The sequence below is a fragment of the Pseudomonas sp. D4-21 genome (genome assembly GCF_051132125.1).
Classification (GTDB): domain Bacteria; phylum Pseudomonadota; class Gammaproteobacteria; order Pseudomonadales; family Pseudomonadaceae; genus Aquipseudomonas.
The window spans coordinates 5,230,800-5,244,064 of record NZ_CP071664.1 but is presented as its reverse complement, the minus strand read 5'-3'; the positions used below and the strand labels follow the sequence as shown (position 1 = coordinate 5,244,064).

The following is a 13,265-nucleotide window of genomic DNA, read 5'->3' as shown; positions in this document are numbered from 1 at the left end:
TCAGAAATCCCCCCACAACTGCTGCGCCACCGCCAGCGCCACCACCGGAGCGGTTTCGGTGCGCAGCACGCGGGGGCCGAGGCGGGCGGCGTGGTAGCCGGCGGCCTTGGCCTGCTCGACCTCGCCATCCGACAACCCGCCCTCGGGGCCGATCAAGAACGCCAGGGACGAGGGCTTGGCATGGCTGGTCAGCGGATCGGCCACCGGGTGCAACACCAGTTTCAATTCGGCGTCGGTCTGCTTCAGCCAGTCGGCCAGCAGCAGTGGAGGGTGGATCACCGGCACGGTGGAGCGCCCGCATTGCTCGCAGGCGCTGATCGCCACCTGGCGCCAATGCAGCAGGCGCTTGTCGGCGCGCTCGTCCTTGAGGCGCACTTCGCACCGCTCGGTGAAGATCGGCGTGATCTCGGTGACTCCCAGCTCGGTGGCCTTCTGGATCGCCCAATCCATGCGCTCGCCCCGGGACAGGCCCTGGCCCAAGTGAATGCGCAACGGCGACTCGGCTTGCCCGGCAAATTGCTCGTCGAGCTGCACGCGCACGCGTTTCTTGCCGACCTCGGCCAGGGTGCCACGAAACTCCTGGCCCGAGCCATCGAACACCTGCACCGCATCGCCCTCGGCCATGCGCAGCACCCGGCCGATGTAATGGGCCTGGGCTTCAGGCAACTCGTGATCGCCAAGGCTCAGGGGGGTGTCGATGAAGAAGCGGGACAGTCTCATGTGGAGTCTCTGAAAAGTTAAATCTGTGGCGAGGCGACGTTTCGCTAAATCCCCTCACCACAACAGTGTTTCAACAGGAGGCCGGGATTCAGCCCGGATCGCGATAACCCGGATGGAAGTCCTTCGGCACTGCCACGCTAACCTTTTCCCGTGTGGCAACGTCGATGCCTTCGCTGGCCACTTGCGCCAGGAAATCGATCTGCTCCGGCGTGATGACATAGGGCGGCAGGAAATACACCACGCTGCCCAGCGGCCGCAACAGCGCACCGCGCTCCAGGGCATGCTGGAACACCGCCAGCCCACGCCGTTCCTGCCACGGATAGGCGGTTTTGCTGGCCTTGTCCTTGACCATCTCGATGGCCAGCACCATGCCGGTCTGGCGCACTTCGGCCACGTTCGGGTGATCGGCCAGGTGCGCGGTGGCGCTCGCCATGCGTTGGGCCAGGGCCTTGTTGGTTTCGATGACGTTGTCTTCTTCGAAGATATCCAGCGTTGCCAGGGCTGCGGCGCAGGCCAGCGGGTTACCCGTGTAGCTGTGGGAATGCAGGAAGGCGCGCAGAGTCGGGTAGTCGTCGTAGAACGCGCTGTACACCTCGTCGGTGGTCATGCATGCCGCCAGCGGCAGGTAGCCGCCGGTCAGTGCCTTGGACAGGCAAAGGAAATCCGGGGTGATGCCGGCCTGCTCACAGGCAAACATCGTCCCGGTGCGACCGAAGCCGACAGCGATTTCATCGTGGATCAGGTGTACGCCGTAGCGGTCGCAGGCTTCGCGTAACAGCTTCAGGTACACCGGGTGATACATGCGCATGCCGCCGGCGCCCTGGATCAGCGGTTCGACAATCACGGCGGCGACGCTGTCGTGGTGTTCGGCGAGGGTCTGTTCCATGGCCGCGAACAGGTTTCGCGAGTGCTCTTCCCAGCCCATGCCCTCGGGGCGGTGGTAGCAGTCGGGGCTGGGTACCTTGATCGTGTCCAGCAGCAACGCCTTGTAGGTTTCGGTGAACAGCGGTACGTCGCCCACCGACATCGCCGCGATGGTTTCGCCGTGGTAACTGTTGCTCAGGGTGACGAAGCGTTTTTTGTCCGGCCGGCCGCGATTGATCCAGTAGTGAAAGCTCATCTTCATCGCCACTTCGATGCAGGACGAACCGTTATCGGCGTAGAAGCACCGGGTCAGTCCTTCAGGCGTCATCTTCACGAGACGCTCGGACAGCTCGATCACCGGCTGGTGGCTGAAACCGGCGAGAATCACGTGCTCCAGTTGATCGACCTGATCCTTGATGCGCTGGTTGATGCGCGGGTTGGCGTGGCCGAAGACGTTGACCCACCAGGAACTCACCGCGTCGAGGTAGCGCTTGCCTTCGAAGTCTTCCAGCCACACGCCTTCGCCGCGCTTGATGGGGATCAGCGGCAACTGTTCGTGATCTTTCATCTGCGTGCAGGGGTGCCACAGCACCGCGAGATCGCGTTGCATCCACTGGTTATTCAGGCCCATGTACAGTCTCCTCGAGGCGGCTCGCGGCGGGCGCGGGCAAAACAATCGCGCAAGCCTATGCAATGGCGGCCCCGCGGACAACCCATTGTGTCATTCACGCGACTTTGGGCCAGGCGATAGACGTCGCTGGCGGCGCTTTGATGGCTGACGTATTCTTCGCCGTTCCCTGAGCCGACTGGCTCGAAAAACCGAGAGCCGACTGGCTCAAAAAACCGAAAATTCTTACGCTTTGTTCCGGAGTTCGTTGAATGTCTGCTGGTTGGCTGCGCGCCTGTGCGCTGGTGATGATAGGGCTGTTCAGCGTTTCGGCGCTGGCCAAGGACAAGCAACCGACGGCCATCGTCATCGGCGGTGGATTGGCCGGGCTGACGGCGGCCTACGAATTGCAGAACAAAGGCTGGGCCGTGACGCTGCTGGAAGCCAAGCCGAGCCTGGGCGGTCGCTCGGGCATGGCCACCAGTGAGTGGATCGGCAACGAAAAGACCCAGCCGGTGCTGAACAAATACGTCTCCACCTTCAAGCTGAGCACCACGCCGGCGCCGGAATTCGTGCGCACCCCGAGTTACCTGATCGACGGTGCTTATTTCACCGCCGCCGACCTGGCGACCAAGCAGCCCGCCACCGCCGAAGCGCTCAAGCGCTATGAAACCACCCTGGACGAGCTGGCGCGGTCCATCGACGATCCGCTGAACCCGACGGCCACCAACACGCTGCACGCCCTCGACCAGATCACCGTGTCCAACTGGCTCGACCGCTTGCAGCTGCCCGCTACCGCGCGGCAGTTGGTCAATCAGGAAATTCGCACGCGCTATGACGAGCCGTCCCGCCTGTCGCTGCTGTATTTCGCACAGCAGAACCGCGTCTATCGCGGCGTATCCGACCGTGACCTGCGCGCCTCGCGCCTGCTCGGTGGCAGCCCGGTATTGGCCCAGGCGTTCGTCAAGCAACTGAAAACTATCAAGACCGGCTCCCCGGTCTCGGCCATCTCCCAGGACAAGGACGGCGTCACCGTCAAGGTCGGCAGCGTGGGTTACCAGGCGGACTACGTCGTGCTCGCGGTGCCGCTGCGGGCGTTGAACAAGATCCAGCTGACCCCGGCCCTCGATGCCCAGCACCAGGGCGCGATCAAAGGCACCAATTACGGCTGGCGCGACCAGATCATGCTCAAGTTCAAGACCCCGGTCTGGGACAGCAAGGCGCGCATGTCGGGCGAGATCTACAGCAACGCCGGCCTGGGCATGATGTGGATCGAGCCGGCTTTGAAGGGCGGGGCGAATGTGGTCATCAACCTGTCCGGCGACAATGCCCGGGTGATGCAGGCTTTTGGCGACAAGCAGATGGTCGACCAAGTGCTGATCCGCCTGCATGCGTTTTATCCCCAAGCGCGCGGTGCGTTCACCGGTTATGAAATCCGTCGCTACAGCACCGACCCTTCCATGGGCGGCGCGTACCTGGCGTTTGGTCCGGGTCAGATCAGCAAATACTGGCGCCTGTGGGAAAAGCCTTTGCAGCGCGTAGCTTTTGCCGGTGAACACACCGACGCCATGTATCCAGGCACGTTGGAAGGCGCGCTACGCAGTGGCCAACGTGCCGCCAGCCAGGTGCAAGACTTGGCCGCCGGCAAATCATTCGAACCGGCTAAGGTGGCTCCGGTGGCGGCGGCGGCAGCGGGTGCGGTGGCTGCGAAGAAGGGCAACTTCTTCACCAACCTGTTCGGTGGCTCGGATGACGACAAAAAGCCGGAACCGGCCAAGGCTCCCGAGCCGGTAGCGCCGCCTCCAGCGCCGGCACCGGCCCCCGTCCCAGCCCCTGCGCCGGTGGAGCCACCCGCGCCGGCGCCGGCGAAGACCGAGCCAGCCAAGAAAGTCACGGCCAAGCCAGCGGCGAAGAAGCCGGCGGCCAAGACCCCGGCTAAAAAGGCCCCGGCCAAGGCTCCAGTGAAAAAGGCTGAGCCAGTGAAGAAACCCGCCGCCAAGCCGGCAGCGACTACTGAGATCAAGGCTCAGTAAGGTCAGGTGCAAAGAACGCTGCCGTTCACTTAAGGCAATCAATAAACCCGTGGCGAGGGAGCTTGCTCCCGCTGGGCCGCGAAGCGGCCCCAGTCCTGCCGAATGCGAGCATCAGGCACACCGCACCCGCCGGTTTACAACTGCTTCGCAGCCGAGCGGGAGAAAGCTCCCTCGCCACGGGTGGATCATTACGCCGACGTCCTACAGGGCTAGACGAGATATCGGAAACTTCCCACCCTTTAACCGGAAGCAGGCGATATAGCGCACCAAGCCAAAAGTCTAGGCTCCTCGAAAAACAGGAGCGCGTATGAAAATACTAATGGCAATGGTCGTATCGGTTTCGCTGTACGGGTGTGTGTATGGTGAATGTCGGGATCCCCTGATTATTCCGATGATTCCAGAACGGGACCCTCAGTTGGCGTACAAATGCACCTTTGATCCATATAAGCCTGAGTGCTCGGTTAATTGATTCAAAGCGTTAGACGCGTAGAACTGGAGCAACATATGAAACCGGTGGCGGCATTAATATTATTGATCATGCTCTTCGGCAGCGGCTGTACAGATGGCCGTATGATACTTAAAAAACACGATCCTCAATTGTCGTATAGATGCGATATGGATCCTTACAGGCCTGAGTGCGTCAACAGATAACTCTAGAGAGGCAGTAGCGAAAACGACCAAGTTTTTAATTTCCACGTCCTCAAATAAACTTTTGACCCGCTTTGGCTTGGACATCCGTCCCGGGACGAAGCCACGGAAAATATCGATACGAGCGCTTCCCCGGGGCTTGAGGAGACAGGGAATATCACCCAGCACGGCCTTTCGTGGAGCGAGCCTGCTCACGATGAGCCCCTTCCATCTTGCGGGATCCATGCCCGCTTCCCCTCGCCACCACGCAACGCATCCGCTTTAATCTTTCCTTAACCCACCCTCTGCAGACTGATCATCGTATTTCTCGATATTTCAAAGCGAAATTTTCCGCTTTAAATCGATCGATAAGTCGCTAGTCTTGATCGCAGTTTTTACAGGATATGAGCAATGCAGCTTCGCAACTCCTCTTCTCGTTATGGCTGGGTCAGCATCGTTTCCCATTGGGCCGTTGCCTTGGCGGTGTATGGGCTGTTTGCGCTGGGCTTGTGGATGGTCGGTTTGGACTACTACAGCACCTGGCGCAAAGACGCGCCGGAGCTGCACAAGAGTATCGGCCTGGTGCTGTTGGCGGTGATGGTGTTGCGGGTGCTCTGGCGTTTTGTCAGCCCGCCGCCACCGACCCTGGAAACCTACGGGCGACTGACCCGCGTAGGCGCCAAGCTTGGCCACAGCGCGCTGTATCTCGGGCTGTTCGCCGTGATGATTGCCGGTTACCTGATTTCCACCGCAGACGGTGTCGGGATCTCGGTGTTTGGTCTGTTTGAAGTACCCGCGCTGGTGTCCGGACTGCCCGATCAGGCAGATGTCGCCGGCCAGATCCACTTTTACCTGGCATGGGCGTTGGTAATTTTTTCCGGCCTTCATGCGTTGGCAGCATTGAAACACCACTTTATCGACCGTGACGCGACCCTCAAGCGCATGCTGGGGCGCCAAGCCTGATGTTCAACCTCGACTCCAAAGGAATAGAAAGCATGTTGAAAAAGACGCTCGCCGCCCTGGCAATCGGTTCTGCCCTGCTGTCCGCCGGCCAGGCCATGGCCGCAGACTACGTGGTCGACAAGGAAGGCCAGCATGCCTTCGTTGATTTCAAGATCAGCCACCTGGGCTATAGCTTCATCACCGGTACCTTCAAGGATATTGACGGCAAGTTCAGCTTCGACGCCGCCAAGCCTGAAGACAGCAAGATCGAGTTCAACGTCAACACCGCCAGCGTGTTCACCAACCACGCCGAGCGCGACAAACACATCGCCAGCGCTGACTTCCTAAACGCCAGCAAATTCGGCAAGGCCACGTTCGTGTCCACCAGCGTCAAGTCCACCGGCGAAAACACCGCCGACGTGACCGGTGACCTGACGCTGATGGGCGTGACCAAGCCGGTTGTGGTCAAGGCGACCTTCCTGGGCGAAGGCAAAGACCCATGGGGTGGCTACCGTGCCGGCTTCGAAGGCACTACCACCATCAAGCGTTCCGACTTCGGCAAGCAGAAAGACCTGGGTCCGAAATCCGACGCGGTCGAGTTGTATGTCTCGTTTGAAGGCGTCAAGGCGAAGTAACGTTAGCCCCTGACGAAAAACGCCCCTGGTCTTGCGGCCAGGGGCGTTTTTTATTGCTCTGGATTTCGGCGATACAAAGGATGCTGGGGGGAGCGAGCTTGCTCGCGATAGCGGCGCTTCAGCCAACATCAATGTGGCAGGCCTGCCGCCATCGCGAGCAAGCTCGCTCCCACAGCTGGAAGAGTTCACAAAAAAAATGCCCCGGGTCGTGAGACCCGGGGCATTTTTCATGGCTTGGAGAAACTCAGCGATTGCGTGTCAGCAAGGCCGGTTTTTCGCCACGCGGACGGCTTGGTAATTGGTCCAGCTGCTCAGGCGTCGGGAAACGATCGGTTTTCGATTCCTTGTGGATGATTTTCGGCTGGTTGCCTCGCGGGTTCTGCACGGCGGGTTCCTGGCGAGGCTGGTCGTCACCACGGGCCTGGCGGCGAGGTCGGGAGTCTTCGCGCCGGGCCTGGCCGTCACGTGGGGCGCCGCTGCGCGGGCCGTTGCGCTTGGCCGGCGGGGTGCCGGTGGAAGAACCGTTGCTGTTGCGCGGGCCGTTCTGGCGACCTTGTGACTGGCCACCGCGCGGTGCGCCCGAACCTGCGCCTTGTGCCGGGGCGCCAGGACGGCGACCGCGACCCTGGGCCGGTTTCTGCTGTGGCACGTAGTCGACACGGTTACCGAAGTTATCGATATCGTCGTCGAGGAACTCGTCCGGGGCGCGATCGGCCGGGCCGCGATCGGCCGGGCCGCGATCGGCTGCGGCGCGAGGGGCAGGGCGCTGCTGTTCGCGGGCCGGCGTACCTTCGCGTGGTTTCTGCTCGCGGGCCGGGCGCTCGCCGCGACCGTTGCTGGCCGATTTGTCCTTGCCCTTGCCCTTGTCCTTGCCCTTGTCCTTGCGACCGCCGCCACTGCCATTCGGGCCGTCGCCCCGCGGGCCACGTGGGTTGCGCGGGTTGCGCACATCCGGACGCTCGCGCACTTCAGGCTTTTCGGCCTCGATCGTGCTGGCATCGAAGCCCATCAGGTCGCCGTCGGGGATTTTCTGCTTGGTCATGCGCTCAATGCTCTTGAGCAGTTTTTCTTCGTCCGGCGCGACCAGGGAAATCGCTTCGCCCGAACGACCGGCCCGGCCGGTACGGCCGATACGGTGCACGTAGTCTTCATCGACGTTCGGCAGTTCGAAGTTGACCACATGGGGCAACTGGTCGATATCCAGGCCACGGGCGGCGATGTCGGTGGCGACCAGGATGCGCACTTCGCCGGCCTTGAAGTCAGCCAGGGCCTTGGTGCGAGCGTTCTGGCTCTTGTTGCCATGGATCGCCACGGCCGGCAGGCCATGTTTGTCGAGGTATTCAGCCAGGCGGTTGGCGCCGTGCTTGGTGCGGGTGAACACCAGGACCTGTTCCCAGGCGCCTGTGGTGATCAAATGCGCCAGCAGGGCACGCTTGTGGCTGGCCGGCAGGCGGAACACGCGCTGTTCGATGCGCTCGACCGTGGTGTTCGGCGGCGTGACTTCGATGCGTTCCGGGTTGTGCAACAGCTTGCCGGCCAGGTCGGTGATGTCCTTGGAGAAGGTCGCCGAGAACAACAGGTTCTGGCGCTTGGCCGGCAGGCGTGCCAGCACTTTCTTCACGTCATGGACAAAACCCATGTCGAGCATGCGGTCGGCTTCGTCCAGCACGAGGATTTCCACGTGGGACAGATCGACGCTGCCCTGGCCGGCGAGGTCCAGCAGGCGACCGGGGCAGGCCACCAGCACGTCGACGCCGCGCGCCATGGCCTGGACCTGCGGGTTCATGCCGACACCGCCAAAGATGCAGGCACTGACAAATTTCAGGTCGCGCGCATAGACCTTGAAGCTCTCGTGCACCTGGGCGGCCAGTTCGCGGGTCGGGGTCAAGACCAGGACGCGCGGTTGGCGCGGGCCGTGGCGCTGGGATTTGTCTGGGTGACCGTTAGGGAACAGCCGCTCCAGGATCGGAAGGGCGAAACCGCCGGTCTTGCCAGTACCTGTCTGTGCGGCGACCATCAGGTCGCGACCTTGCAACACGGCGGGGATGGCCCGCTGTTGCACCGGGGTAGGCTGGGTGTAGCCGGCGGCTTCGATGGCGCCGACTAAAGCCTCGGAGAGACCGAGGGAAGCAAAGGACATGAGTAATCCTGTTTTTAGTGAGGGCCTGGCCCAATGGGATAGTCTTGCCTGGCGCGAATGCGGTCGATTGGAGACCTCATCCCGTCCGGTCCCGCCGGGTCTGGAAGACACGTCCGGACAGGGCTCGCGCGGGCTGGAAGCTGCGCTGTAGCGGTGTCGGGATGCCTTTTGCAAGACCGGGCGTCCGGGCGTGAGCCTGGCGGGAAGGCCGGAGTATAACAGAGCAATCGCCCTGCGCTGCTTTCCTGCTGCTCAACGGTGCATTTCAGCGTGACACCGCGTTGTGCCCAGCCGCCTTGGCCGCCGGAGCAGCGCCATAACGAGCACTCAGCTCGGCATAGGCCGGTTCATGCTTGAAACGCTTGAGCTCGGCGCCGAAGCGTTGCACGAGCAAGTCCATGCCCGCCTTGCGTCGTACCGCCAGGTATTGGCTCTGGCGGCTCACCACGGTGGGATTCTCTGTGATCTGGTTGTCCAGTTGAAGCGCCTTGACGGCGTGTCGGCCTACACGACGGTCGGTGATGAGCAGGTCGATGCGGCCCAGCTGTAACTTGCCGAAGTTGGCTTCGTGGGTCGGAGCCGCTTCCCGTTTGAATCGGCTCGATTCCCTGAACGCCTGGCTATACAGATAACCGGGCGACGTGCCGACGGTCAGCCCGTCCAGGTCGTCGAGCGTGCGAAAAGGGTGGGGGCGGGCGTTGGCATAGAACATGACGAATTCAACCTCCGACAGCGGTTCGCTGGGGTATAGCAGAAGGGCATCGCGCTCGTCGCTGTGGAATATGTCGAGCGCGCCGTCTGCCAAACCTTGCTCCAGCATGGCCAGGCAGCGCTTCCACGGCAGCAGTTGCCATTCCACATCGATGCCCAGGCGTTTGAACACAATGGCCGTGGTTTCATAGTCCAGGCCAAGGGTCTTGCCGTTTTCCTCGTAGACATAAGGTGCCCAGGGTTCGGTGACAATGCGCAACTTCTCGGCCTGGGCGGCAACGCTCAGGCACGAGAGAAGGAGGGCTGTCAGCAACGGGAGGATTACGGGCATGACCGGAGGTTACGACGAGAACTCATTAAATAGCTAGAGCGCTCTAGCACGTGGCTCAGTTGCTCTTTGTCTGCATCAGGTGTCGGTAGATGGCTTCTCGGCGTTTACCCAGCACCAGGCGAATCACGGGATGGCTGAGCCAATGTTTGAGCTCATGGTCTTCCAAAGGCTTCTTCAACCGGTGCTCGACGTTCTCCAGGGCCTTTTCCCACCAGACCGGGCCGCACGCCTGGTCGAATGGATTGGTATGGCGATAGCAGCCGTACAGGATCTCGCGCATGAACTGACGTTTGTGACCGGGCAACGCCACGGTAATGAATTTGTAGGCCAGGCGCTGGAAGGTAGGTGGGCGCGGTAGTATGGCAGTGACTTGCCGCGTTTCATCCAGGGCATGTTGGCCCACGGGGGCTGCGCGGTGTTTGTCATACCAGGCCTTGGTCTTGGCCCGAAACAGCTGCTTGCGGCTCCAGTAGTGGTGGATCAGGTCTGGACATTCACGCACCTTGACCTTGCGATAGGCCGCCACCGAAAGGCAGAACTCTTCCAGGGTATAGGCTCCTTGGGCCAACGGATAAAATTCGTCCATCAGCGCAATGGAGTGATCGAGGATTGCCGCATCGACTGCGTACAGGCCAATCACGCCGGAATTGAGTAGCGGCATGTTGTCGTCGGCCAGTTCTCGTTGAGCCAAGGGCTGGGCGAGGGTCAGGTAAAGCCCGGCATCCTTGTTGGCGCCATAGTTCATGCCGACGGCATTGCACAACAGTGTGCCCGGCTCGATCCGCTTGAACAGCTCGATCGGCGAGCAATGGAAGAAGGTGTCCGTGTCGATCAGCAATGCCAGGTCGCTTTCTTCGAGCACCTTCCGCATGACCACGTGCTTGGCGCGGAAATGATAGCCGTGGGGAGCGATCCACCCTTGGCGCGTTTCGTTGTCCAGGTGGCGCACTCGAACGGGCAAATCCACGTAGGGCGCGGCATTGTCGGTGAACACTTGGATGTCCAATGCCTCATCGGGGGTCTCCCGCAGGCCCGCCAAGGCGCTGGCGATACTGAACACCGCTTCCTGGTGATAGGTCTCGGCCCCATAGACCAAATAGATAAGTTGTGGGGTCGTCGACCTTTGACCATTCGGCATCGAGTTGCTCCTGATGTCCTTTTTTTAAAGAAAAAGGCCCTGGTTTTTGCCAGGGCCCTTTTGTACCACTGCATTAAGTCATTAACGCGGCAGTTTGAGATTGTTCCATACCGCTAGGCTAGGCTCGGCCTGGTTCAGGGTATAGAAATGCAGCCCCGGTGCGCCGCCTTGTAACAAACGCTCACACATTTGCGTGATGACCTCTTCGCCGAAGCGCTGGATGCTGGCGGTGTCGTCACCATAGGCTTCCAGCTGCTTGCGGATCCAGCGCGGGATTTCCGCGCCGCAGGCGTCCGAGAAACGCGCCAGCTTGCTGTAGTTGGTGATTGGCATGATTCCCGGAACCACGGGAATGTCCACACCCATCTGGCGAACACGCTCGACAAAGTAGAAATAGCTGTCGGCATTGAAGAAATACTGGGTGATCGCGCTGTTGGCGCCGGCGTTGGCCTTGCGCACGAAGTTGTGCAGGTCATCCTCAAAATTGCGCGCCTGCGGGTGCATCTCCGGATAAGCGGCGATTTCGATGTGGAAGTGCTCGCCGGTTTCCTCGCGAATGAATTCAACCAGTTCATTGGCGTGGCGCAGCTCTCCGCTGGCCATGCCCATGCCCGACGGAAGGTCGCCGCGCAGGGCAACGATGCGCTTGATGCCGGCTGCCTTGTATTGGGTCAGCAGGCTGCGCAGGTCGTCCTTGCTGTCGCCCACGCAAGAAAGGTGTGGCGCGGCGGGGACTTTGACTTCGCTTTCGAGCTGCAACACGGTGTTCATCGTGCGGTCGCGGGTCGAACCGCCAGCGCCGTAGGTGCAGGAGAAAAAATCAGGGTTGTAGCTTGCCAGCTGGCGGGCAGTGGCGATCAGCTTTTCATGCCCAGCATCGGTCTTCGTCGGGAAGAATTCGAAGCTGTAGCGACGGTCTTGGGACATGGTCATATCCTTGGAAACTCGTAGGCCGTGAGGCTTGCAGAGCCCTGTGGAGGCGGGCCAGTGTGGGAGCGAGCCTGCTCGCGATGCAGGCACCTCGATCGGAGTGTCAGACCGAGGCGACGTCGATCGCGAGCAGGCTCGCTCCTACAAAAGTGCATCCCCCCGGAAGGGGGGCGCCGATCAGTAACGGTAAGCGTGCGGCTTGAACGGGCCTTCGACGGTAACGCCGATGTAGTCAGCCTGTTGCTTGGTCAGCTTGGTGACCACGCCGCCGAAACCGCGGACCATTTCCAGGGCCACTTCTTCGTCGAGTTTTTTCGGCAGTACTTCCACAGTCAGGCGCTCGGCTTTCTGGGCCGGTGGCAGGTCGGCGTATTTCTGGCCGAACAGGAAGATCTGGGCCAGGACCTGGTTGGCGAACGAGCCATCCATGATGCGGCTTGGGTGGCCTGTGGCGTTGCCCAGGTTGACCAGGCGGCCTTCGGCCAGCAGGATCAGGTAGTCATCGTTCTGCGGATCGAAGCTGCCAGTGCCGGTGCGGTGAACCTTGTGGACCTGTGGCTTCACTTCTTCCCATGCCCAGTTCTTGCGCATGAAAGCGGTGTCGATCTCATTGTCGAAGTGGCCGATGTTGCAGACCACGGCGCGCTTCTTCAAAGCCTTGAGCATGTTGGCATCGCAGACATTGACGTTGCCGGTGGTGGTCACGATCAGGTCGATCTTGCCCAGCAGGGCTTTGTCGATGCTGGCTTCGGTGCCGTCGTTGATCCCGTCGATGAACGGCGAAACCAGTTCGAAGCCGTCCATGCAGGCTTGCATGGCGCAGATTGGGTCGACTTCGGACACCTTGACGATCATGCCTTCCTGACGCAGGGACTGGGCCGAGCCCTTGCCCACGTCACCGTAGCCGATCACCAGGGCCTGCTTGCCGGACAGCAAGTGGTCGGTGCCGCGCTTGATGGCGTCGTTGAGGCTGTGGCGGCAGCCGTACTTGTTGTCGTTCTTGCTCTTGGTCACCGAGTCGTTGACGTTGATGGCCGGGATTTTCAGCTCGCCCTTGGCCAGCATGTCCAGCAGGCGGTGTACGCCAGTGGTGGTTTCTTCGGTCACGCCATGGACCTTGTCCAGCACGGCCGGGTACTTCTTGTGCAGCAGCTCGGTCAGGTCGCCACCGTCGTCAAGAATCATGTTGGTGTCCCATGGCTGGCCATCCTTGAGGATGGTCTGCTCCAGGCACCACTCGTACTCTTGCTCGGTCTCGCCTTTCCAGGCGAAGACCGGGATGCCGGCAGCGGCAATGGCGGCGGCAGCCTGGTCCTGGGTCGAGAAGATGTTGCAGGAGGACCAGCGCACTTCGGCACCCAGTGCAACCAGGGTCTCGATCAGCACGGCGGTCTGGATGGTCATATGGATGCAGCCGAGGATCTTCGCGCCCTTCAATGGCTGTTCGCCAGAGTATTTGCGACGCAGGCCCATCAGGGCTGGCATTTCGGATTCGGCGATGATGATTTCGCGACGGCCCCAGTCAGCCAGGGACATGTCGGCGACTTTGTAGTCGGTAAAAGCAGCAGGCGTGATAACAGCGCTCAT

At 61.2% G+C, this 13,265-nt stretch carries 9 protein-coding genes and 1 pseudogene; 3 read left to right on the top strand and 7 right to left on the bottom strand.

What is annotated here, in order from left to right; translation table 11 throughout:
- Both J3Q04_RS23685 and J3Q04_RS23680 read right to left on the bottom strand, forming a co-directional pair.
- Positions 1–720 carry a 16S rRNA (uracil(1498)-N(3))-methyltransferase gene (locus J3Q04_RS23685; protein ID WP_434561837.1) on the bottom strand — a complete coding sequence of 240 codons (720 nt, stop codon included), beginning with the start codon at positions 718–720 and terminating at the stop codon, positions 1–3.
- Positions 721–808: 88 nt separating this feature from the next.
- Entirely contained in the window at positions 809–2,215 is a 1,407-nt protein-coding gene (locus tag J3Q04_RS23680) for an adenosylmethionine--8-amino-7-oxononanoate transaminase (RefSeq protein ID WP_434609068.1), read from the bottom strand.
- A 248-nt stretch (positions 2,216–2,463) separates the two neighbouring features.
- On the opposite strand from J3Q04_RS23680, the gene J3Q04_RS23675 reads away from it, so the two are divergent.
- The 3 genes from J3Q04_RS23675 (at position 2,464) to J3Q04_RS23665 (ending at position 6,428) form a co-directional block, all read left to right on the top strand.
- Entirely contained in the window at positions 2,464–4,224 is a 1,761-nt protein-coding gene (locus tag J3Q04_RS23675; RefSeq protein ID WP_434609070.1) for a flavin monoamine oxidase family protein, read from the top strand.
- Between the two features lie 1,038 nt (positions 4,225–5,262).
- Entirely contained in the window at positions 5,263–5,814 is a 552-nt protein-coding gene (locus J3Q04_RS23670) for a cytochrome b (protein WP_434609071.1), read from the top strand.
- Positions 5,815–5,846: 32 nt separating this feature from the next.
- Complete coding sequence (locus J3Q04_RS23665) at positions 5,847–6,428, top strand: YceI family protein (protein ID WP_420764999.1); 582 nt, start codon at positions 5,847–5,849, stop codon at positions 6,426–6,428.
- A gap of 244 nt (positions 6,429–6,672) precedes the next feature.
- Here the strand turns inward: J3Q04_RS23665 and J3Q04_RS23660 are convergent, their stop codons facing one another.
- The 5 genes and pseudogenes from J3Q04_RS23660 to ahcY all read right to left on the bottom strand — a co-directional run bounded on the left by J3Q04_RS23660 (position 6,673) and on the right by ahcY (position 13,265).
- Complete coding sequence (locus J3Q04_RS23660) at positions 6,673–8,568, bottom strand: DEAD/DEAH box helicase (RefSeq protein WP_434609073.1); 1,896 nt, start codon at positions 8,566–8,568, stop codon at positions 6,673–6,675.
- A gap of 233 nt (positions 8,569–8,801) precedes the next feature.
- A pseudogene (locus J3Q04_RS23655) lies at positions 8,802–9,610 on the bottom strand (substrate-binding periplasmic protein); the annotation flags it as partial.
- A 55-nt stretch (positions 9,611–9,665) separates the two neighbouring features.
- A complete protein-coding gene (locus J3Q04_RS23650; RefSeq protein ID WP_434561845.1) occupies positions 9,666–10,748 on the bottom strand; it encodes a hypothetical protein in 1,083 nt (360 codons plus the stop codon).
- Between the two features lie 81 nt (positions 10,749–10,829).
- Positions 10,830–11,675 (bottom strand): methylenetetrahydrofolate reductase [NAD(P)H], encoded by an 846-nt coding sequence (metF, locus tag J3Q04_RS23645; protein ID WP_420764996.1) that lies wholly within the window; start codon positions 11,673–11,675, stop codon positions 10,830–10,832.
- A 180-nt stretch (positions 11,676–11,855) separates the two neighbouring features.
- Positions 11,856–13,265, bottom strand: a complete 1,410-nt coding sequence (gene ahcY / locus J3Q04_RS23640; RefSeq protein WP_420764995.1) for an adenosylhomocysteinase — start codon at positions 13,263–13,265, stop codon at positions 11,856–11,858.